General features: G+C 62.7%; 21 protein-coding genes. 15 read left to right on the top strand and 6 right to left on the bottom strand.

Features of this window, described 5'->3' with window-relative positions; all coding sequences use genetic code 11:
• The first annotated feature begins 74 nt into the window (after positions 1–74).
• Both CVS28_RS02215 and CVS28_RS02210 read left to right on the top strand, forming a co-directional pair.
• Positions 75–449, top strand: coding sequence for a DUF485 domain-containing protein (locus CVS28_RS02215; RefSeq protein WP_103467523.1), 375 nt, complete (start codon positions 75–77; stop codon positions 447–449).
• 39 nt (positions 450–488) lie between these two features.
• Positions 489–2,105 carry a solute symporter family protein gene (locus tag CVS28_RS02210; RefSeq protein WP_103467524.1) on the top strand — a complete coding sequence of 539 codons (1,617 nt, stop codon included), beginning with the start codon at positions 489–491 and terminating at the stop codon, positions 2,103–2,105.
• Positions 2,106–2,267: 162 nt separating this feature from the next.
• Here the strand turns inward: CVS28_RS02210 and CVS28_RS02205 are convergent, their stop codons facing one another.
• The 3 genes from CVS28_RS02205 to CVS28_RS02195 all read right to left on the bottom strand — a co-directional run bounded on the left by CVS28_RS02205 (position 2,268) and on the right by CVS28_RS02195 (position 4,021).
• Entirely contained in the window at positions 2,268–3,020 is a 753-nt protein-coding gene (locus CVS28_RS02205; protein WP_103480497.1) for a hypothetical protein, read from the bottom strand.
• Between the two features lie 2 nt (positions 3,021–3,022).
• Positions 3,023–3,427: a DUF4383 domain-containing protein gene (locus CVS28_RS02200; RefSeq protein WP_103467506.1), complete on the bottom strand. Its 405-nt coding sequence runs from the start codon at positions 3,425–3,427 to the stop codon at positions 3,023–3,025.
• 123 nt (positions 3,428–3,550) lie between these two features.
• Positions 3,551–4,021 carry an Lrp/AsnC family transcriptional regulator gene (locus CVS28_RS02195; RefSeq protein ID WP_103480496.1) on the bottom strand — a complete coding sequence of 157 codons (471 nt, stop codon included), beginning with the start codon at positions 4,019–4,021 and terminating at the stop codon, positions 3,551–3,553.
• 189 nt (positions 4,022–4,210) lie between these two features.
• On the opposite strand from CVS28_RS02195, the gene pdhA reads away from it, so the two are divergent.
• From pdhA to CVS28_RS02175, 4 genes are all read left to right on the top strand, one after another.
• Positions 4,211–5,353, top strand: coding sequence for a pyruvate dehydrogenase (acetyl-transferring) E1 component subunit alpha (pdhA, locus tag CVS28_RS02190; protein WP_243399646.1), 1,143 nt, complete (start codon positions 4,211–4,213; stop codon positions 5,351–5,353).
• Positions 5,350–6,360, top strand: coding sequence for an alpha-ketoacid dehydrogenase subunit beta (locus CVS28_RS02185; protein ID WP_103467509.1), 1,011 nt, complete (start codon positions 5,350–5,352; stop codon positions 6,358–6,360). The genes pdhA and CVS28_RS02185 overlap by 4 nt, the downstream gene beginning before the upstream one ends.
• Before the next feature lie 2 nt (positions 6,361–6,362).
• Positions 6,363–7,754, top strand: coding sequence for a dihydrolipoamide acetyltransferase family protein (locus tag CVS28_RS02180; protein WP_103480494.1), 1,392 nt, complete (start codon positions 6,363–6,365; stop codon positions 7,752–7,754).
• A gap of 107 nt (positions 7,755–7,861) precedes the next feature.
• Positions 7,862–8,230 carry an SPW repeat protein gene (locus CVS28_RS02175; protein ID WP_103467511.1) on the top strand — a complete coding sequence of 123 codons (369 nt, stop codon included), beginning with the start codon at positions 7,862–7,864 and terminating at the stop codon, positions 8,228–8,230.
• Positions 8,231–8,318: 88 nt separating this feature from the next.
• Here the strand turns inward: CVS28_RS02175 and CVS28_RS02170 are convergent, their stop codons facing one another.
• Positions 8,319–8,990, bottom strand: a complete 672-nt coding sequence (locus CVS28_RS02170; RefSeq protein WP_103480493.1) for a hypothetical protein — start codon at positions 8,988–8,990, stop codon at positions 8,319–8,321.
• A gap of 292 nt (positions 8,991–9,282) precedes the next feature.
• Here CVS28_RS02170 and CVS28_RS02165 point away from each other — a divergent pair, with 292 nt between their 5' ends.
• Together CVS28_RS02165 and CVS28_RS02160 are read left to right on the top strand one after the other, a co-directional pair.
• Positions 9,283–10,038, top strand: a complete 756-nt coding sequence (locus CVS28_RS02165) for a response regulator transcription factor (protein WP_103480492.1) — start codon at positions 9,283–9,285, stop codon at positions 10,036–10,038.
• A gap of 166 nt (positions 10,039–10,204) precedes the next feature.
• A complete protein-coding gene (locus CVS28_RS02160) occupies positions 10,205–11,425 on the top strand; it encodes a sensor histidine kinase (protein ID WP_165788029.1) in 1,221 nt (406 codons plus the stop codon).
• 14 nt (positions 11,426–11,439) lie between these two features.
• On the opposite strand, the gene CVS28_RS02155 is transcribed toward CVS28_RS02160, so the two are convergent.
• Positions 11,440–12,051: an SACE_7040 family transcriptional regulator gene (locus tag CVS28_RS02155; protein ID WP_243399645.1), complete on the bottom strand. Its 612-nt coding sequence runs from the start codon at positions 12,049–12,051 to the stop codon at positions 11,440–11,442.
• A gap of 93 nt (positions 12,052–12,144) precedes the next feature.
• On the opposite strand from CVS28_RS02155, the gene CVS28_RS02150 reads away from it, so the two are divergent.
• The 7 genes from CVS28_RS02150 to CVS28_RS02120 are packed head-to-tail and all read left to right on the top strand — an operon-like array spanning position 12,145 to position 19,926.
• Positions 12,145–13,752, top strand: a complete 1,608-nt coding sequence (locus CVS28_RS02150; RefSeq protein WP_103480489.1) for a carboxyl transferase domain-containing protein — start codon at positions 12,145–12,147, stop codon at positions 13,750–13,752.
• Between the two features lie 7 nt (positions 13,753–13,759).
• Complete coding sequence (locus CVS28_RS02145) at positions 13,760–15,934, top strand: acetyl/propionyl/methylcrotonyl-CoA carboxylase subunit alpha (protein WP_103480488.1); 2,175 nt, start codon at positions 13,760–13,762, stop codon at positions 15,932–15,934.
• A 1-nt stretch (position 15,935) separates the two neighbouring features.
• A complete protein-coding gene (locus tag CVS28_RS02140) occupies positions 15,936–17,099 on the top strand; it encodes an acyl-CoA dehydrogenase family protein (RefSeq protein WP_103467517.1) in 1,164 nt (387 codons plus the stop codon).
• Between the two features lie 22 nt (positions 17,100–17,121).
• Positions 17,122–17,895, top strand: a complete 774-nt coding sequence (locus CVS28_RS02135; protein ID WP_103480487.1) for a CoA transferase subunit A — start codon at positions 17,122–17,124, stop codon at positions 17,893–17,895.
• Between the two features lie 2 nt (positions 17,896–17,897).
• Positions 17,898–18,551, top strand: coding sequence for a CoA transferase subunit B (locus tag CVS28_RS02130; RefSeq protein ID WP_103467526.1), 654 nt, complete (start codon positions 17,898–17,900; stop codon positions 18,549–18,551).
• Positions 18,548–19,057 carry a MaoC family dehydratase gene (locus CVS28_RS02125; RefSeq protein WP_103467519.1) on the top strand — a complete coding sequence of 170 codons (510 nt, stop codon included), beginning with the start codon at positions 18,548–18,550 and terminating at the stop codon, positions 19,055–19,057. The genes CVS28_RS02130 and CVS28_RS02125 overlap by 4 nt, the downstream gene beginning before the upstream one ends.
• A gap of 59 nt (positions 19,058–19,116) precedes the next feature.
• Positions 19,117–19,926, top strand: a complete 810-nt coding sequence (locus CVS28_RS02120) for an HpcH/HpaI aldolase/citrate lyase family protein (protein ID WP_103480664.1) — start codon at positions 19,117–19,119, stop codon at positions 19,924–19,926.
• 103 nt (positions 19,927–20,029) lie between these two features.
• Here CVS28_RS02120 and CVS28_RS02115 read toward each other — a convergent pair whose 3' ends face one another.
• Positions 20,030–20,116: an IS3 family transposase gene (locus CVS28_RS02115; protein WP_279325054.1), complete on the bottom strand. Its 87-nt coding sequence runs from the start codon at positions 20,114–20,116 to the stop codon at positions 20,030–20,032.
• Between the last annotated feature and the right edge of the window lies 1 nt (position 20,117).

Here is a 20,117-nt window from a genome sequence, read left to right as displayed (position 1 = left end):
GGCCACCAAAGCCCTCGGAAATGTGACCCGTTGCACTCCATAGTGAAAGGGATCACATCACTCAAGGAGGAATGATGGGTAATTCTGCCCACGCAAGTAACGAGTTTCCGGTGGACTTCATAGCCGAGCAGAACTCGGAGGAGTTCAAGGCGCTCAAGAAGTCCCACCGAAGCTTTGTTTTCCCCGTTGCCATTGGTTTTTTGGTTTGGTACTTCGCCTACGTCCTGCTGGCTGCCTACGCCCATGACTTCATGTCCATCAAAGTCTGGGACAACATCAACATTGGCTTGATTCTGGGCCTGCTGCAGTTCGTCACCACTTTCGGCATCACCACTTGGTATGTCACTTACGCCAACCGCAAACTCGATCCCCAGGCGGCAGTGATTCGCCAACGGCTGGAAGCACAGATCGAGTCAGCCAACCAGCCCAAAGAAAAGGAAGAGGTCTAAGCCGTGAGCCTGTCCTCCACGCTTCACAGCGTTGCCCCGCTGGCCCAGTCGCTCAGCGACCAGACCAAGGAAAACTCGTGGATCAACATCTTGATCTTCGTTGGATTCGTGGCTGTCACCATGATTGTGGTGTTCCGGGCCAGCCGAAACAACAACACGGCCGCTGACTACTACGCGGCCGGCCGCTCCTTCTCCGGCGGGCAGAACGGTACAGCCATTGCTGGCGACTACCTTTCCGCTGCCTCCTTCTTGGGCATCACCGGCGCCATCGCCGTCAACGGCTACGACGGCTTCCTGTACTCGATCGGCTTCCTGGTGGCGTGGCTGGTGGCCCTGCTCCTGGTGGCCGAACTCCTGCGCAATACAGGCAAGTTCACCATGGCGGACGTGCTCTCCTTCCGCCTGAAGCAGCGCCCCGTTCGCATCGCGGCAGCCACCACCACGTTGGTAGTGTGCTTCTTCTACCTGCTGGCCCAGATGGCCGGAGCCGGCGGGCTCGTCTCGCTGCTCCTCGGACTGGACAGCAGCAACAAGGCCGGGCAGAACGTGGTCATCGCTGTTGTAGGCGTCCTGATGATTGTCTATGTATTAATCGGTGGCATGAAGGGCACCACATGGGTGCAGATCATCAAGGCGTTCCTGCTCATTATTGGTGCCGGCATCATGACGATCATTGTGCTGGCCATGCACGGCTTCAACCTCTCAACCCTGATGGAAGCCGCCGTTCAGACCTCCATTGCCGAGGGCGGTGCCGGGGAGGCGCTACTCAACCCAGGCGCCCAGTACGGTAAAGCTCCGCTGGACTTCATCTCCTTGGCACTGGCACTGGTGTTGGGAACGGCGGCCCTGCCGCACGTGCTCATGCGCTTCTACACAGTTCCCACGGCCAAGGAAGCCCGCAAGTCTGTGGTGTGGGCAATATGGCTCATCGGCGGCTTCTACGTCTTCACGCTGGTACTTGGTTATGGTGCCGGCGCCTTGATCGGCAAGGAAGCCATCCTGGCAGCACCCGGCGGCGTCAATGCAGCCGCACCGCTGCTGGCCTTCGTGATCGGCGGACCGCTGCTACTTGGGTTTATCTCAGCCGTGGCATTCGCCACGATCCTGGCCGTGGTTGCCGGACTAACCATCACCGCGGCGGCATCCTTTGCCCATGACATTTACTCCAACGTCATCGTCAAGGGCGAGCCCAAGCCGGAGATGGAAGTCAAGGTTGCCCGTCGCACAGTCATTGTCATCGGTGTGGTGGCAATAGGCGGCGGCATTTTGGCCAACGGCCAGAACATCGCCTTCCTGGTGGCCCTGGCATTCGCCGTGGCAGCCTCGGCCAACCTGCCCACCATTGTCTACTCGCTGTTCTGGAAGAAGTTCACCACCCAGGGCGCACTGTGGAGCATGTACGGCGGACTCGCCTCAGCCATCATCTTGATCGCATTCTCGCCAGTGGTTTCCGGCAGCCCCAAGGCCATGATCCCCGGCGCCGACTTCGCCTGGTTCCCGCTGGCCAACCCGGGCATCGTCTCCATCCCGCTGGCATTCTTCCTGGGCTGGTTGGGCACGGTACTGGATAAGAACACCGAGGATCCGCGCATCCAGGCGGAGATGGATGTCCGGTCACTGACGGGTGTTGGTGCCGAGAAGGCGTCCGACCACTAGTCCCCACGCCCTCCCGAAGCGCAGCCGCTGGCGCGTCTGCGCTTCGGGTCCCTCGGGCGCGGGGGCCCAGCAGCTCCTCCCCAGCAAGAGGCCCCGTCCTTTCGTCACTTACGACGAAACGACGGGGCCTCTTGCGTGCAGCCACACGGGGGCTCGTGGATGCTAGTGGTGGTGGTCTTGATTCTTCAGCTGCTCAATATTGCTGGGAACCGAAGGGCTGTCAGGGGTGTCGCTGTGTCCGGAGTGGGGGACGGCGAGTTCACCGGCCGTGGAGGCTGCCATTCCCACTGTAGTTAGGGCGGCGACCAAGACTGAGGCTGCGAAAAGCGTGCCAACCACTGCCGCCGCTGTTGGTTCCTTCCGGGTTCTGGGTTCCTGCCGCAGGGCCGCGTTCCGCCGCCAGCCAAGGACGGCTATGACGGACAATTCCAAAGCCAGCAGCGAAGCCAAGGTGATGTCAAAGGTTCGGCTGGCTTCAGGCATCCGCCACACACCCAGCAGCAGTCCGGTCAGGTGGAATAGGGCGGCTATCGAGACAACGAGCCGCAGCGTGTCCGCTCGCCTCATGGTGCCGCTTCTGAAGGAAACGAAGCCGTATGTCAGTGCCCCCAGTCCGTAAACAGCCGAGGCGATGCCTGCCGCCCACTGCCACGGTGCGGTGGCCAGCAATCCGCGTCCTGCCTCGGTGCTGGCGGCTTCCCCGCTGATTGTTTCCCCGCCCATGCCCGGAAGCAAGCTTGATGCTGCAGCGCTTGCCAACGCGGCGATGCCCAGCAGTGCCAAACTTGTATAAAGCGAAGAAAGTTCAGTGCCCGTCCGGGTGTTGCCCTCAAGCCGTCGCCGGCCGCTGGGTAGAACCCTGGCGGGACCCCGCCCGGCAACGGGCGGGGCTCCCAGATGCTGGGCGGTTGTCATGCTCAGGCGATTCGTGCTGCGACGGCGCGGTCCTGGGAGAGACCAACTGCCAGCAGAACAAATGCGCTGCCCAGGTGAAGGACGTTGCCAGCGCCGTTGAGGGCAATGATGTTCAACGCGGTTCCGGGAAGGAACAACCCGACGATTCCCACCAGCAGGTAAACGGCTCCCACAGTGGAGTTCATGGCCTTGGCGGCACGGACATTTGAGAGCCCGGCCAGCAGCAGTGCTGCACCGATGGCCAGGTGGATGATGTTGTGCAGGGGGTTGACCTCAAAGACGATCACGTTCCTGCCCTCAGTGGCGAAGAAGCCGATCCCGCTGGTCACGAAGAAACCCCAGATGCCGACTACGAGGTAAACGGCGCCGAAAACGGTGGCCAGCAATCTGTTCGGTGAAGTGCGCATGATGATTAGTCCTTTTCCTGACGACGAAGAAAGTATTTTCTTACGTCCTGTCCCGAGAGGGCTCCCTACGAACCCATGACAGTAGTTCGGAGTGTGCAGGATTGCGGATTGGGTGCAGGGGAACTATTTTCCCAGTTCCCTTTGCAGCAGGGGAGTAAGCCGGAAAGGAACCAGCTCATTCATGGCCAGGGAAGTTTCCGTGCGTTCCACGCCGTCGCACGCCAAGATCTTTCCATTGATCCGGAAAAGGTCCTCCGCACCCTTGGATACCACGCGCACCAGCAAATCTTCCCGCCCGCTGAGGCCGTGCACCTCCACGACTTCGGGAATGGAGGCCAGGGATGAGGCCAGATCGCCCAACTTTTGTTGCTGCACATGCACAGAAATAAAGGCAGTCAAGGGGTACCCCAAGGCTGCCGTGCTGACCCGGTGGTCAAAGTTCAAAAAGGCGTTCCGCTTCTCCATGGATGCCAAGCGGGCCTGGACAGTATTGCGCGACAAACCAAGGGTGGCGGCCATTGCCACCACTGTTTGGCGCGGATCCGCCACCATGGCCAAAAGTATGCGGGCGTCTGTTCCGTCTAAAGTATGCATAATGCGCAGGTTAGCACGATCGCACCAGCGTAAACAGGGCATAATGATCAGGTTTCGAAAAGGACATTGCGCCACCTGACCTCCGTGAGTAGGGTCACAGTGAGGGTAGTAATGGCGCTGCCCCACCGCGCGCGAACAATTTTTCAGGCGGTTTGTGAGCCTGCAAAAAATCTAGGGAGGCGAACCACCGTGCTGGATACTTCGGCAAACACCGGGTCACCAACAGATTCAGTGATTCACCAACTCATAACGGCAACCGGCACCCGAGTTCCGGATGAGGTCCTCGCCCCGTTCGCGGCCGGCGTCGATAATGAACAATTACTCAAGCTGTACCAAGACATGGTGGTCATCAGGCGCATCGACTTTGAGGCCACGGCCCTGCAACGTCAGGGTCAGCTGGCCCTGTGGCCACCCATGCTAGGCCAGGAAGCGGCCCAAATTGGCTCAGTCCGGGCCTTGGTGGCTGAGGACTTCATCTTCCCCACGTACCGTGAAAACGGTGTTGCCTACTGCCGTGGCGCCAACCTTACCGGGATCATGAGCACCTGGCGTGGCAGCGCCAACACCGGCTGGGACCCCCATGAAATTAACATGGCCACGCCCCAAATCATTATTGGTGCACAAACGCTGCACGCCACCGGGTATGCCATGGGCCTGACCATGGAGGGCAAGGAATCACTGGCCATCGCCTACTTGGGAGACGGCGCAACCAGTCAGGGAGACGTCCACGAGGCCATGGTTTTTGCCGCCAGTTTCCAGGCACCGGTGGTCTTCTTCTGCCAAAACAACCACTGGGCCATCTCAGAACCCGTGGGTCTGCAAGCCCATGTTCCCCTTGCTGGCCGCGCACCCGGCTACGGCATCCCCAGCCTGCGCGTCGACGGCAACGACGTCCTGGCCGTCCTCGCCGCAACGCAGTGGGCAGCAGCGCGTGCCCGCAGTGGCGGCGGACCCAGTTTCATCGAGGCCGTCACCTACCGTATGGGCCCCCACACCACAGCCGATGACCCCACCCGCTACCGGGAGACGTCCGAATTGGAGGAGTGGCGCGGCAAGGATCCCATCGCCCGGGTGCGCGCACTCCTGACCAACAATGGAACGCTCGACGCCGGCGCTGAAGCCGAGGTTGCAGCCAAGGCCGACGCCGTGGCCGCCGAACTACGAGCAGGCTGCATAGGCATGCCAGATCCGGAACCAATGACACTTTTTGACAACGTTTATACCGGTGAGCACGCCATCCTGGACCGCCAGCGCGATCACTACTCACGGTATCTGGCCGGCTTTGCCGGGGCCCCTGCAGGCAACTCCAGCGCGGAAGGAAAACTGTCATGAGCACTCTTACACTGACTCAAGCCATCAACGCCGGACTGCGCAGGGCCATGGACGACGACCCGAAAGTGGTCCTTCTGGGCGAGGATATTGGCACATTAGGCGGCGTTTTCCGGGTAACCGACGGCCTGATGAAAGACTTTGGCTCCCACCGGGTCATCGACACCCCGCTGGCAGAAAGCGCCATCATTGGTACTGCCGTGGGGCTGGCCTACAAGGGTTTCCGGCCAGTGTGCGAGATCCAGTTCGACGGCTTCATCTACCCCGGCTTTGACCAAATCGTCTCCCAGGTAGCCAAGTTGCACATGCGCACCCATGGACAGGTGCGGATGCCGTTGACCATTCGCGTCCCCTTTGGTGGGGGCATCGGGTCCCCGGAACACCACTCCGAATCGCCTGAAGCCTATTTTGTGCACACCTCTGGGCTGCGCGTTGTCAGCGCCTCCAACCCGCAGGACGCCTACACACTGCTGCGCCAGGCCATTGCCAGCGATGACCCCGTGCTGTTCTTTGAACCCAAACGCCGCTACCACAGCAAAGGCGACGTGGACCTGGACGCGGACCTGGCACTGGCCCCCGCCATGGGCGCCGCCCGCGTGGTTTCCTCTGGCACCGACGTCACCCTGGTGACCTACGGCCCGCTGGTTGCGACGGCCTTGGACGCCGCCCGTGCCGCGGCCGACGACGGCATCTCCGTCGAGGTGATCGACCTGCGTTCCCTTTCGCCCATCGACTACGGCCCGCTGGAGGAATCCGTGCGCCGCACCGGACGCCTTGTCATCACGCATGAGGCCTCCGAAACTCTGGGCCTTGGCGCCGAAATTGCTGCAGCCATGACCGAGCGCTGCTTCAATTACCTTGAGGCGGCCCCCGTGCGGATCACCGGATTCGATATCCCGTACCCGCCGTCCAAGCTTGAAAAGCACCATCTGCCCGATCTTGACCGAATGCTCGACGGCGTGGACCGCGCCTTGGGCCGTCCCAACTCCCTCACGGGGCTGGAAGGATGACAATGATTGCTGAATTCAAGCTTCCAGACCTGGGCGAAGGTCTCACCGAATCCGAGATCGTCAGCTGGCACGTGGCCGTTGGCGACACCGTAACCCTCAACCAAGTCCTCGGTGAAGTGGAAACGGCCAAGGCCGTGGTGGAACTGCCCTCGCCTTACGCCGGCGTTGTCACGGCCATTACCCACGAACCCGGCACCATGGTTGAAGTGGGCGAGGTGATCATCGCCTTCGACGTGGCGGGGCCAGCAATCGGCGCCGGCGAAAGACGCGATAGGGCCCCGGGAGCGGCTTCGGGCGCCGGCGAAGCGGGCGGGGGGCCTATCGCGACTGGAGCTGGCGCCGAGCCTGACGCAGCCGCCGCGCCGAAGCGGGTTCCTACGCTGGTGGGGTACGGGGCCGATCCGGAGTCGTCCAAGCGGCCCACCCGGCGGGCGCGGGTGTTCGGCACCGCCGCAGCGGTTACAGCCGGGGCCTCCGGCGCCCGCGTCCAGGGGGACAGGCCCAGGTCCACTCCTCCTGTGCGGAAGTTGGCGCGGGACTTGGGCATTGAGCTTGCCTCGCTGGTGGGTTCGGGGGAGCGGGGGCTGATCACCCGTGAGGACGTCCTCGCCTTCGCCGGGGACCATGCCAACGGATCCGGCGCAGCGGTGGAGGCGCCGGCGTCGTACACGCCCCAGGGTGGAATTACAGATGCGCGGGAGGTGCGCACACCCATCAAGGGGGTCCGCAAGTTCATGGCGGCGGCGATGGTGGAGAGCGCCTTCACAGCGCCGCACGTCACCGAATTCCTGACCATTGACGTCACCGCCGGCATGGACTTCCTGGATAAGTTGCGCGGATTGAAGGAGTTTGCCGGGCTGAAGGTGACGCCGTTGACGCTCGCGGCGAAGGCTGTGAGCCTGGCGGTGGCACGGCATCCGGCACTGAATACGCACTGGGATGCGGCAAACCAGGAAGTGGTGGCGTACAACTACCTCAACCTTGGCATTGCCGCAGCCACGCCACGGGGGCTGCTGGTGCCCAACATCAAAGACGCACACGAGTTGGGGCTGCGCGGATTGGCTGTTGCCTTGGGTGAACTGGCGGAGACTGCCAGGGCTGGGAAAACGCCGCCCGCGGATCTGGCCGGCGGCACCTTCTCCGTCACCAACATTGGCGTTTTTGGCATTGATGCCGGGACGCCCATCCTGAATCCGGGTGAGGCGGGCATTTTGGCCCTGGGGGCCGTGCGCCGGACACCGTGGGAATACCAGGGGGAAATTGCGCTGCGACAGGTCATGACACTGAGTTTGTCCTTTGACCACAGGCTGGTCGACGGCGCACAAGGCTCACGTTTCCTGGCTGATGTGGGTGCCATGATGGCCGACCCGGCCATGGGGCTGGTGATGGGTTGAACTGCGCCCCGAATGAAACATGATTGCTATGGCTACGCGGCGGGAGCGGACGTATATTTGTAAGTGACCCCCACGTTGGGAGCCAACTCTAGAGGAGGTTGGTATCGATGAAGAGGTGGAATCGCTGGCAGGACTACGTTGTAGTGGCAGCCGGTCTTTACGCTGCATTGTCTACAATGTGGACGTCGCAGCAGAACAGTTCCATGGTCATGATGATTGGTTGCGGCGTACTGCTGATGGCTACGGGCGTTTGGAACCTCATGAGCCCCGGGCAGCCCGTGGCCGAATGGGTTCAGATTGTCCTTGGCGCGTTGCTGTTTGTCTCCCCCTGGGTGGCAGGCTACACAGCACATTCGGCAGCAACATGGACGTCTTGGATCGCCGGAGGCGTGGCTGTGATTGCGGCAGTCATGGCGCTGCAGCCCAGCATGCATGAGCACGCTGAGGGCCATCACGGAGGCATGGCAGCGCACTAAGTTTCTTGCCAACTCATCGTGAACAAAAAGCGCCGGGTTCCCGGCGCTTTTTGCGTGCGGGGAGTTCATTGAGTGCTCCCGGTATGCTTCAGCCTGCCGCAGCCACGACGGCAGCAGGCGCCCTTTCCCGGTTTCTGACGAAGCCGAGGCGAAGGCTGATCACAGCAATCCACAGTATGACCAGCAGGAACGGCCAGAGGAAGTAGTCCTCGTTCTCGGGAAGGCCGGTTGCCGCAAGAACAGCAATGCTCGTGACGCCGATCGCCATGCCGGCCCAGCTCAGCACCCGTCCCAGAGTGCGCGTCTGCAGCGCCGCGGCGGAGGCGAACAGCACAAACACTCCCAATGTCAGAAGTTGCACCAAGTGTCCGGCTCCATCCACGCCGACTAGGGCTCGGGCGAGTTCCGGTGGGATGTCGTCCCGGAGGACGAACACATCAATCACAATCGCCATGGAAGTGAGATTGGCCATGATCGCGGCGATCCCTCCCACGAGCGCCGTCGTCGCAAGCCACCCGGCGTGCCGCAGCTGCGAGCACAAGTAGCCAACGAACACTGTGAAGGCCATCTGCGCCAAAACCAACACAGCAAACGCCGCATTGGCCCACGGATTCTGGGCGATTCTCTGTTGCTCATCCAGAATCAGTTGTCCGGGGGATCCCGAACCGGTGGCACCCTCACCTACCAACGCGCTGCCAACGTTGGCCAGCGCCACGTAGGCCACTCCGCTAAACGCTCCGAATCTATCCATGGCCTTCATGGCTCTTCCCTTCCAGTGCATGCTGCCCCGCGCGTGTTTCCAAACGCTGACGTCGATCGGCCCCTGTACGCGGCCATACGTGTCGCGTACTTGAGAATCCGCTGCATGATGTCTCCTTTCATGGAGTTGATAGCTATCAGTGTTGATCACAGGAGGACTTCAGCGCGTCTACCCACGGTCGCCATTCCGCTGTACATCAGCAGGGTGATGCCGCGCGGTCACCAGCTACGTCGCAGGGCGTAGCCACGGTCGGTCCACTCGATGAGGTTGACCATGGCTTTTCAGCGTCAGAATGGATACTGTCCACTCATGGAAGACATGCGAAGCCGCGGGCGGTGCCGCGTTGACGGCCGGTGAGTCGGATGGACGCTTGCGAGTTGTCCTTGTCGACGACGAAGCCCTGATCAGGGCGGGACTTGCCCTGCTGTTGGAATCTGAGCCCGACATGGTCGTTGTCGGGGAGGCTGGCGACGGCCGCGCAGGTGTGGAAATGGTCGCGGGACTTCATCCCGATGTCGTGGTGATGGATGTTCGCATGCCCGTCATGGACGGCGTGATGGCGACCCGTATTCTCACGTCCGAAGAGTTCAATGCTGGGGGCCGGGAGGCGATACCGGTGCTGATACTCACCACCTTCAACGACGATGTTGCAGTCCACGCCGCCCTCCGTGCCGGCGCATCTGGCTTCATCCTTAAGAACTCGGCGCCGCGCACCCTGGCATCAGCCATCCGCGCCCTTGCCGAGGGAGCGGGCTGGCTTGACCCGAACGTCACCCACAAGCTCCTCGAAGAATTTTCCAACAGACCGGAGCCCTTTCTCCCCACCCCTGCAGAGTTGGATATGCTGACACACCGTGAACGGGAAGTGCTCGCCGCGATTGCTCGCGGAATGAACAACGCCGACGTCGCCGGAAAGCTATTTATGAGCGAGGCGACCGTGAAAACGCACGTGCACCGTATTCTCATGAAACTTGGAGTCGCGGACCGCGCGCAGGCTGTCGCGGCGGCGTACCGGTTGGGCCTGGTCAAGCCGGACGGGCGGGGGTGAACACATTCCTGTCTGGGAGGCTGTCTCCGATTACTACCGCGGTCCCTACTGAACCCGCAGATGTATGCCATTGCCATGCGGAGGATGGATGACGGGCTCCTGTGCGCGGGCGCAGACTAGAGATACAGACAAAACCTTTGTCTGGCAACCCGTTGTGAGGTGGGCCATGGTCCGAAAGTATCCGACCATCAAGGGTGTACGCCATGGTCCGGCGGCGCTGCATCGGTCACCTGGCTTCAACAGGGCCGATTACACAGTCATCGCATTGGCATTCTGCATCGAGCTGGCCAGCTTTCTTCCTGCTACCTCTGGTTCGCTCTCGGGAGCCCTCGCCGTGGCAGCTGTCGTTTACGTGGCGGGCGGATTTGTACCCCTCCTGTGGCGGCATCGCGCCCCGTTGATGGTTTTTGCCGGGCTTTTGCTGCATCAAGTGATCTTCGAGTTCTTCTTCACTCCGAACTATTTCAATTTCTCGGAAATTTTCCTCGTCCCGTACATGCCCGTAGTGGCAGTCCTGCTGGCGCTGTCCGCGGTGGCATCTGACAGGTCGCTGCGGCAGTCCCTGGCTGCCTGCGTCGCGGCAGTGGCCCTTCCTGTCCTGACTGGGTCACGCGGCAGGCCCTTCGATCAAGATCTCTGGTTCATCGCTACGGCAGCTGTGTATATCGGAGGGGCCTGGGCCTTCGGCCGTTTTGTTGCTCGAAACCGTCTTCGCATTAGTTCTTTGGAGGAAGAGCAACGAAAGGCCGAAGTCGCGATAGCCCACGAACGCGCCCATGTCGCCGCGGAACTGCATGATATCGTCTCCCATGCCGTGACCGTGATGATGCTGCACGCCGCCGGTGGACGCAAAGTCATAGATTCCGATCCCCAACGTGCCGCCCAAGCCCTGGATGTCATCGAGGCCGTTGGCACTGAGGCGACGGCGGAACTTGCCCGTCTTTTGAAACTGATGAAGCCTCGCGGTGAGACGGCAAACGACGAACAGCAAAGCCCGCTGCCGACCCTAGGCGACCTTGATTGGCTGCTTGAGCCTGTCCGGTTGGCGGGGGTGCACGTAGATGTAAAGGCAACGGGGCAGGCCAGGAAACTTGACCCCAGCGTAGGTCACGCGGCTTACCGGGTGGTGCAGGAGTCGCTGACGAACATCACCAAGCACGCCGGATCTGGAACGAGTGCGCTCATAGAGCTTCAGTGGGAACCTCACGCGCTCACTCTCAACATTTTCGACGACGGAGCCGGAAAGCCCGAAAGCCCTCATGACGGCAGTCCGGGTTATGGGCTCATCGGGCTAAAGGAGAGAGTGGAAATCGCCGGGGGGAGTATCAAATGGGGGCCGAGAGACAGCGGGTTTTTCCTGCGCGCCAGCCTTCCTTTGTCGCCTTAGCCCGCGGGGTACGGTCAGGAACCAGTCAGCGCTGCCCAAGCCATGGATTCGAGCACTGTCCTTGCCGTTGACGGTGCCGTTGGCCCGTCCGCACTGCGCCCGTGAACGCGCAGGCTGTGGGGTGTGGAGTTGATGAGGCCAAAAACGGCTTGGGCTTGCAACCGGCGCACAGCATCCTTGCGTTCTGGGTACATTGTGCCCAGCACCTGGACCCACAACTCCACGTAGGCGCGCTGCAGGGACCGCACTTGGAGGCGGTCGGCGTCGCTGAGTGAATCGAGGTCCCGGTCCTGGACACGGATCACATCCGGCTGGCTCAGGGCAAAGTCAACGTGGAAGGCAACCAGGGCGCGCAGGGAGGCTTCGGCGTCGGGCGTGGAAGCAAGCACGGCCTGCCCTCCCGCCAGCAAGTCTTCGCTAATACCAATCAGCAGCGCACCGAGCAACGCCTGCTTCCCGCTGAAGTGCCTGTACACGGCGGGCCCACTCACTCCCGCAGCTGCCCCCAAATCCTCAATGGACACGCCGCTGAAACCACGCTGGGCAAACAAGGTGGCGGCGGATTTGAGCAGCACTGAGCGGCGGTTGGCCTTGGCCTGAATGCGACTGGTGGTTGCTTGCTCCATCAGAATCCTTCCTGTGCTGGACATCACAGAATTGACGGACTAACCTGAAACTCAGTTAGTGATTATTAACTAAGTGTAGCGGATGAGGGGTCGATGGAGACTTTGCAGAGCGGGGTGGAGCCGGCGGGGGAGACCTTCGCCCGCAACGATGCCCAGCAGCGGGAATTGGTGGCACAGCTGCGCCAACTGCTGCGTGAGACTGCTCGCGGCGGCCCCGAAAAATCACGCGAACGCCATCTATCCCGCGGCAAGCTGCTGCCGCGCGAGCGGGTTGACCAGCTGCTGGATGAGGGCAGCCCCTTCCTTGAGGTGGCGCCGCTTGCTGCGCACGGCATGTACGACGGCGCGTCCCCCGGGGCGGGTGTCATCGCCGGGATCGGGCTGGTGCAGGGCCGCCACGTCATGATCGTCTGCAATGACGCCACGGTCAAGGGCGGCACCTACTACCCGCTCACGGTGAAGAAACACCTGCGGGCACAGGAAATTGCCTTGGAGAACCGGTTGCCGTGCATTTATCTGGTGGACTCCGGGGGCGCCTTCTTGCCCAAGCAGGACGAGGTGTTCCCGGACAAGGAGCACTTTGGCCGGATCTTCTTCAATCAGGCGCAAATGTCGGCGCGGAAAATTCCGCAGATTGCCGCCGTTCTGGGCTCCTGCACGGCCGGCGGGGCCTATATGCCGGCCATGAGCGATGAAACCGTCATAGTGCGCAACCAAGGCACGATCTTTCTGGGCGGGCCGCCGCTGGTGAAGGCCGCCATCGGCGAGATTGTCACTGCCGAGGAACTCGGTGGCGGTGAGGTCCACGCAGGCATTTCCGGGGTGGTGGACCATTTGGCGGAGAATGACGAGCACGCCCTGTCCATTGTGCGCGACATTGTGGCCACACTCCCGCCCAACCCTGCCCCTGCCTGGGCGGTGGGGGAGAGCCGGGCACCGCTTGCGGACCCGGAGGAGCTGTATGGGGCCGTGCCCACCGACCTGAACACTCCCTATGACATTCGCGAGGTCATCGCCCGGTTGGTGGACGGCAGCAAATTCCACGAGTTCAAGAAGAACTACGGCACCACCCTTGTCACCGGATTCGCCACCCTGCACGGACACCCGGTGGGAATAGTGGCCAACAACGGCGTGCTGTTCAGCGAATCGGCCCTCAAGGGTGCCCACTTCATTGAACTGTGCGATCAACGCGGCATCCCGCTGATCTTTCTGCAAAACCTCAACGGCTTCATGGTGGGAAAGGACTACGAGCACGGCGGGATCGCCAAGCACGGCGCAAAAATGGTGACGGCCGTAGCCACGGCCCGTGTGCCGAAGCTGACGGTGATTGTGGGCGGTTCCTTCGGTGCGGGCAACTATTCCATGTGCGGGCGGGCCTACAGCCCCCGTTTCCTGTGGATGTGGCCGGCCGCCCGGATCTCGGTCATGGGCGGCAACCAGGCCGCGTCGGTGCTGGCCACGGTGAAACGCGAGCAGCACGAACAGCGCGGGGATGATTGGCCGGCCGAGGCGGAAAAAGCGTTCAAGGCCCCCATCCTGGCCCAGTACGAGGACCAGGGCAGCCCCTACTATTCCACCGCCCGCCTGTGGGACGACGGCGTGATTGACCCGGCGGACACCCGCACTGTCTTGGGCCTGGCCCTGGACGTCTGCGCCCGGACCCCGCTGCCGGAGACCTCCTTCGGCCTCTTCAGAATGTGAGCCACGCATGAAACCCTCCTTTGACGCTCCCATGCTCACATCGGTGTTGGTGGCCAACCGCGGCGAAATTGCCTGCCGCGTGATCCGCACCCTCAAGGCGCTGGGCATCCGCTCGGTGGCCGTCTATTCCGAGCCCGACGCCGGGGCCCGCCACGTGCGCGAGGCCGACGTCGCGCTGTGCATTGGACCGGCCGCCGCAGCGGAAAGCTACCTGAACATCGAGGCCGTCGTGGCTGCCTGCCGCGCATCCGGCGCCCAGGCAGTCCACCCCGGCTATGGGTTCCTGTCCGAGAACCTGGGGTTTGCGCAGGCGCTCGCAGCGGCCGGCGTCACGTTCATCGGCCCCAACGTTGAAGCTTTGAACGTGATGGGCGACAAAATCCGCTCCAAAAACCATGTCTCCGCCGCAGGTGTTCCCGTGGTGCCGGGGATTTCCAAGCCCGGGCTCACGGATGCTGAGCTGATTGCTGCTGCGGAGCGGATTGGCTATCCGCTGCTCATCAAACCTTCGGCTGGCGGCGGCGGCAAGGGCATGCACAGCGTGTTCAGCCACGAGGATCTGCCCGCAGCTCTGGCCACCGCCCGCCGGGTTGCGGCCAGCGCGTTTGGTGATGACACCTTGTTCCTGGAGCGTCTGGTGGCCAATCCCCGGCACATTGAGGTGCAAATTCTCGCTGACACCTTCGGCAACGTGGTGCACCTGGGCGAGCGCGAGTGTTCCCTGCAGCGCCGCCACCAAAAGGTTATTGAGGAAGCGCCGTCGCCCCTGCTGGAATCCTTGGACGACGGCGGTGCCACGCGAGACCGCATCGGCGCCGCGGCCTGCGCTGCGGCTGCCAGTGTGAACTACACAGGGGCCGGCACCGTGGAGTTTTTAGTCTCGGATGACCGTCCGGACGAATTCTTCTTCATGGAGATGAACACCCGCCTGCAGGTGGAACACCCGGTGACCGAAATGGTGGCCCGGGTGGAGGGGGAGCCCCTGGACTTGGTGGCCTGGCAGCTGCGCATAGCCGCCGGGGAGCGGCTCACCTTCACCCAGGAGTCAGTGACACTTGTGGGCCATGCCGTGGAGGCAAGGATCTACGCCGAAAACCCCGCCCAGGGATTCCTGCCGTCGGCCGGGACTGTGGCAGCACTGGATGAATCTGTCGCTTTGCGGGACGGGGTTCGCGTTGACAGCTCCCTGCTGCCCGGACTGGAGATTTTATCAAACTACGATCCCATGCTCTCCAAGGTCATCGCGTGGGGCACGGACAGAGCCCAGGCACTTGACCGCCTGGATGCCGCCTTGCGGGACTATGTGGTGTTGGGGGTGTCCACCAACGTGGAGTATCTGCGCCTGCTCCTGGCAGACCCTGACGTCCGGGCCGGGCGCCTCGACACCACCTTGATCGAGCGGAAACTGCCGGACATGGCCTTCCGGGCCCTAGACGCCAGCGACTACGCCGCCGCGGCCCTGTTTGTCCGTATTCCGGAGGCCCCGGCTGCGGACCGGCATTCCCTCGGCGGCTATCCGACGCGTCGGCCGCGGGCGGCCTTTGGCGTCTCCTTTACGCCGACTACGGAAACGCCGGCTCCTCCGCCGGGGCGTCCGCCGGGAGGCCCATGGGGCCGCGGCGACGGGTGGCGGCTGGGCGATCCGGCACCGTGGCGCATGGCCTTCGCCGGCCCCGGGCGCACAGGGGTGGTGACGGTCAGCGGCAGCCAGAGCGGCGGCGGCACTGATGGGTCCGGCGTCGTACATGTCAGTGGACTGGGAGAGCAGCCGCAGGAGGTGCGCGGCGACGAACGCGACTACCAGCTGGCCACGGACGGCCATGAGGTGTTTCTAGGCAGCGGCGGGTGGGGTGCGGCCATGGAACTGCTGGACCGCGATCAGGCCGTGGCACGCATGCTGGCCAGCCTGGAACGTGAGGACGCCGCAGCCGATCCGCACGTACGCAGCCCCATGCCCGGCACCGTGACTGTCCTGAACGTCAGTACTGGGGACCGGGTGGCGGCCGGCGCCGTGCTGCTCGGCGTGGAGGCCATGAAGATGGAACACCAGCTGGTGGCAGCCATCGCCGGCACAGCCCACATCAGTGTGGCCGTGGGGGCGCTGGTGAAAGCCAATCAAATTGTGGCCACAGTGATCCCCGACGAACCGCTTGCAACTACACCCAGCCCTGAAGGGGAATAACGTGCCAAATTTTGAGCTCAATGACGAGCACCAGGACCTCAGCGACATGGTCAGGGACTTCGCCGACAATGAGGTGGCCCCCGTGGCTGCCAAACACGATGAGGACCATTCCTTCCCCTATGAAGTGGTGGCCAAGATGGGGGAGCTGGGACTCTTTGGCCTGCCGTTCCCGGAAGAGTTCGGCGGCATGGGCGGGGACTACTTTGCCCTTGCGCTGGCTCTGGAGCAGCTGGGGAGGGTGGACCAGTCGGTGGCCATCACGCTCGAAGCTGGTGTTTCGCTCGGCGCCATGCCCGTCTACCGCTTTGGCACGCAGGCACAAAAGGAGCAATGGCTGCCATCGCTCACCACAGGGACGGCGCTCGCAGGCTTTGGACTGACCGAGCCCGACGCCGGATCGGACGCCGGGGGCACGGCCACCAAGGCGCGCCTGGAGAACGGTGAATGGGTGATCGACGGCTCCAAGCAGTTCATCACCAACTCCGGCACGTCCATCACGAAGTTCGTCACAGTCACCGCCGTGACGGGCACCGCCGAGCGCAAGGACGGTTCGGTGAAGAAGGAAATTTCCACCATCCTGGTGCCCAATGGCACGCCGGGATTCACTGTGGAGAAGCCGTACAGCAAGGTGGGCTGGAATGCCTCGGACACCCACCCGCTGACGTTTGCCAATGCGCGGGTGCCGGAGGAGAACCTGCTGGGCGAGCGGGGCCGCGGCTACGCCAACTTCCTGTCCATTCTGGACGAGGGCAGGATCGCCATCGCGGCCCTTGCCACGGGCAGCGCCCAGGGCTGTGTTGACGAGGCCACCCGCTACGCCAAGGAGCGCAGCGCCTTTGGCCACAACATTGGCCACTACCAGGGCATCTCCTTCAAGATTGCCCGCATGCAGGCCCGCGCCCATCTGGCCCGGCTGGCCTATTACGACGCTGCTGCACGCATGCTTGCCGGCAAGCCCTTCAAGACGGAGGCCGCCATAGCTAAGATGACAGCAAGTGAGGCAGCCATGGACAACGCCCGGGATGCCACTCAAGTCTTTGGCGGCTACGGGTTCATCAACGAATTCCCCGTGGCCCGCCACTACCGGGATTCCAAAATCCTGGAGATCGGGGAAGGCACCACAGAAGTCCAGCTGATGCTCATCGCCCGGGAACTAGGTCTCTAAACTGCAGGAAAGGTAGCTTCCCATGATCAACAAAGTAGTTGCATCCCCGGCCGCGGCCATCCACGACATCCACAACGGTGCATCTCTGGCCGTGGGCGGTTTTGGGCTGTGCGGTATCCCGGTGGCACTCATCGCAGCCCTGCACAGTGCCGGGACGTCCGGGCTGGAAACCATCTCCAACAATTGCGGCGTGGACGACTGGGGTCTGGGCATCCTGCTCCGCGACGGTCGCATCCGGCGCACCATTTCCTCTTATGTGGGGGAGAACAAGGAGTTCGCCCGGCAATTTTTGGCCGGGGAACTGGAAGTTGAACTCACCCCGCAAGGCACGCTGGCCGAGAAGCTCCGGGCAGGCGGCGCCGGCATCCCGGCGTTCTACACTGCGGCCGGGGTGGGAACCCAAGTCAGCGGGGGTGGTTTGCCGCGCAAGTACGACGGCGCCGGCGGAGTCGCCATTGCTTCGCCACCCAAGGAGGTGCGCACCTTCAGGGACGCCGAGTTTGTCCTGGAGGAATCCCTGACCCCGGACTTCGCGCTGGTGCACGCGTGGAAGGGCGACCGCCACGGCAACCTGGTCTTCCATGCAACAGCCATGAACTTCAACCCGCTCTGCGCCATGGCAGGTCGCATCACCATCGCCGAGGTTGAGGAACTCGTGGAACCCGGCGAGCTGGACCCCGAACACGTGCACGTCCCCGGCATCTTCGTCCAACGCGTAGTCCACGTCCCGGCAGGCACCCCGGGCAGCGAGAAGCGCATCGAAAAACGGACCGTTTCAAGCGGACAGGAGGCATGACCATGGCACTTTCGCGCAATGAGCTCGCTGCCCGGGTGGCACAGGAACTTCACAACGGGCAGTACGTGAACTTGGGGATTGGCATGCCCACGCTGATACCGAACTTCATCCCTGCGGGAGTGGAGGTGGTGCTGCACTCGGAGAACGGGATACTGGGCACGGGCCCCTATCCTGCCGAAGCCGACGTCGACCCCGACCTGATCAATGCCGGCAAGGAGACAGTGACCGTGAACAAGGGGGCTGCCTTCTTCGACTCGGCGCTTTCTTTTGGGATGGTGCGCGGGGGGCACGTCGATGTGGCCGTGCTGGGTGCCATGCAGGTTGCCGAGAATGGCGACCTCGCCAACTGGATGATTCCGGGCAAGATGGTCAAGGGCATGGGTGGGGCCATGGATCTGGTGTTTGGAGCCAAGAAACTGATCGTCATGATGGAACACGTGGACAGGGACGGCAACCCAAAGATCCTGCGGGAGTGTACGCTGCCGTTGACAGGGAAACGCTGCGTTGACCTCATCGTCACCGATCTGGCCGTCATTGAGGTGACACCGGACGGGCTGGTGCTCAAGGAATTGGCACCCGAGGTCAGTGTGGCCGAGATTGTGGCGGCCACGGGTGCGCCACTGAATGTGGAGATGCATGATGTGGACAATGTATGAATGAGGGTCACGCAGGATTCCCGCGCGCACAAGCCCCGGCAGTGGTCACCCAGCGGGGGCTGTACTTTGAAGAACTTTCAGTCGGCACTGTTTACCAGCACAGGCCCGGGCGCACCATGACGGAAACGGACAACGTCCTTTTCACCACCATGACCATGAACACCCAGGGCCTGCACCTGGATGCGGCATGGAGCGCCGGGCAACCCTTTGGCCAGCGCCTCATGAACTCCATGTTCACCCTGGCCACCATGGTGGGCCAATCCGTGGCCCAGCTGACCCAGGGCACAATAGTGGCACAGCTGGGTATGAACGACATCTCTTTCCCGCACCCGCTCTTCCATGGGGACACCCTGTACACGGAGACTGTGGTGACTGAAAAACGGCTCTCAGCCTCACGGCCCGGCCAAGGTATTGTGACAATGGAACACACCGGACGGAACCAATCCGGCGTCGTGGTCGGAATTGCCAGCAGGACAGCACTGTTCCTGCTGATGCCCACGCACTAGCCAGCCCCGGTGACAGCCTAGAGAAGGAGCCCACCATTTCCGTGCGCAAAGAATTCACCATGGGACCGGCGCTGCTCTTCGCCCCGGCGGACAGGCCCGAGAGATTCGCCAAGGCCGCTGACCGGGCCGACGCCGTCATTCTGGACCTGGAAGATGCCGTGGCGCCCGCGGCCAAGGCCCAGGCCCGCCAGAACCTGGCCACCAGCGGGCTGGACCCGGCAACCACCATGGTGCGCATCAATGCCCTGGATACGGAGGAAAGCCGGCTGGACTTGGCGGCCTTGGCACTGGGCAACTTCAACACCATCATGGTGGCCAAATCATCGCGTCCCGAAGCCATTGCTGCGCTCGCGGACTACAACGTGGTGGTCCTGTGTGAGACTGCCGCGGGCATTCTCGCGGCACCGGCACTGGCGGAACTGCCCAATGTTGTGGCCCTGATGTGGGGCGCGGAGGATCTGGTGGCATCCCTGGGCGGGACATCCAGCCGCTTCGCGTCCGGGCCGCGCGCAGGGGCGTACCGGGCGGTGGCAACTCAGGCACGCTCTCAGCTGCTCCTTGCGGCGGGTGCTTTTGGAAAGGTTGCGATCGATTCCATTTACGCCGACTTTGCCGACCTGGACGGTCTGGCGGCTGAGTCAGAGGACGCGGTTGCCAGCGGCTTTGGTGCCAAGGCCTGCATCCACCCGTCCCAGGTTGCGGTGATTCGTGCTGCCTACCGGCCCGATCCGGCGTACGTTGCCGCGGCGCAGGAACTTTTGGCTGCTGCCCGCGCCGCCGGAACCGGTGTTTTTGCCTTCAACGGCCAGATGGTGGACGGCCCCATTTTGCTGCACGCCCAGCAGACTCTGCGCCGCGCCGGCCTCTAACCCACCCAACACCCCGACGCTCGCTCACATAAGGGGCTTAAATACCAAACGCTCCTGCACCAAATGAACTGGGCCCCGAAAGTTGGACTCGGTAAATTAGAGTCTACGCAGCCAGTGCCTGAGCCCGATATTCCATTGGGCTCAGGCACTGCAGCGTTAACGAGATGCGGTCTGTGTTGTACCAGCGGATG

It is taken from the genome of Arthrobacter glacialis (genome assembly GCF_002909415.1).
GTDB lineage: Bacteria > Actinomycetota > Actinomycetes > Actinomycetales > Micrococcaceae > Specibacter > Specibacter glacialis.
This window is presented reverse-complemented; position numbering and strand designations above follow the sequence as displayed.

What these genes read in the sequence shown, in the direction of transcription:
- CVS28_RS02150 (WP_103480489.1), top strand. Translation starts at nt 12,145, where the DNA reads ATGGAGACTTTGCAGAGCGGGGTGGAGCCGGCGGGGGAGACCTTCGCC.
- CVS28_RS02130 (WP_103467526.1), top strand. Translation starts at nt 17,898, where the DNA reads ATGGCACTTTCGCGCAATGAGCTCGCTGCCCGGGTGGCACAGGAACTT.
- CVS28_RS02120 (WP_103480664.1), top strand. Translation starts at nt 19,117, where the DNA reads ATGGGACCGGCGCTGCTCTTCGCCCCGGCGGACAGGCCCGAGAGATTC.
- CVS28_RS02200 (WP_103467506.1), bottom strand. Translation starts at nt 3,427, where the DNA reads ATGCGCACTTCACCGAACAGATTGCTGGCCACCGTTTTCGGCGCCGTT.
- CVS28_RS02215 (WP_103467523.1), top strand. Translation starts at nt 75, where the DNA reads ATGGGTAATTCTGCCCACGCAAGTAACGAGTTTCCGGTGGACTTCATA.
- CVS28_RS02145 (WP_103480488.1), top strand. Translation starts at nt 13,760, where the DNA reads ATGAAACCCTCCTTTGACGCTCCCATGCTCACATCGGTGTTGGTGGCC.
- CVS28_RS02180 (WP_103480494.1), top strand. Translation starts at nt 6,363, where the DNA reads ATGATTGCTGAATTCAAGCTTCCAGACCTGGGCGAAGGTCTCACCGAA.
- CVS28_RS02175 (WP_103467511.1), top strand. Translation starts at nt 7,862, where the DNA reads ATGAAGAGGTGGAATCGCTGGCAGGACTACGTTGTAGTGGCAGCCGGT.
- CVS28_RS02205 (WP_103480497.1), bottom strand. Translation starts at nt 3,020, where the DNA reads ATGACAACCGCCCAGCATCTGGGAGCCCCGCCCGTTGCCGGGCGGGGT.
- CVS28_RS02170 (WP_103480493.1), bottom strand. Translation starts at nt 8,990, where the DNA reads ATGAAGGCCATGGATAGATTCGGAGCGTTTAGCGGAGTGGCCTACGTG.
- CVS28_RS02160 (WP_165788029.1), top strand. Translation starts at nt 10,205, where the DNA reads ATGGTCCGAAAGTATCCGACCATCAAGGGTGTACGCCATGGTCCGGCG.
- CVS28_RS02135 (WP_103480487.1), top strand. Translation starts at nt 17,122, where the DNA reads ATGATCAACAAAGTAGTTGCATCCCCGGCCGCGGCCATCCACGACATC.
- CVS28_RS02195 (WP_103480496.1), bottom strand. Translation starts at nt 4,021, where the DNA reads ATGCATACTTTAGACGGAACAGACGCCCGCATACTTTTGGCCATGGTG.
- CVS28_RS02165 (WP_103480492.1), top strand. Translation starts at nt 9,283, where the DNA reads ATGGATACTGTCCACTCATGGAAGACATGCGAAGCCGCGGGCGGTGCC.
- CVS28_RS02125 (WP_103467519.1), top strand. Translation starts at nt 18,548, where the DNA reads ATGAATGAGGGTCACGCAGGATTCCCGCGCGCACAAGCCCCGGCAGTG.
- CVS28_RS02155 (WP_243399645.1), bottom strand. Translation starts at nt 12,051, where the DNA reads ATGGAGCAAGCAACCACCAGTCGCATTCAGGCCAAGGCCAACCGCCGC.
- CVS28_RS02185 (WP_103467509.1), top strand. Translation starts at nt 5,350, where the DNA reads ATGAGCACTCTTACACTGACTCAAGCCATCAACGCCGGACTGCGCAGG.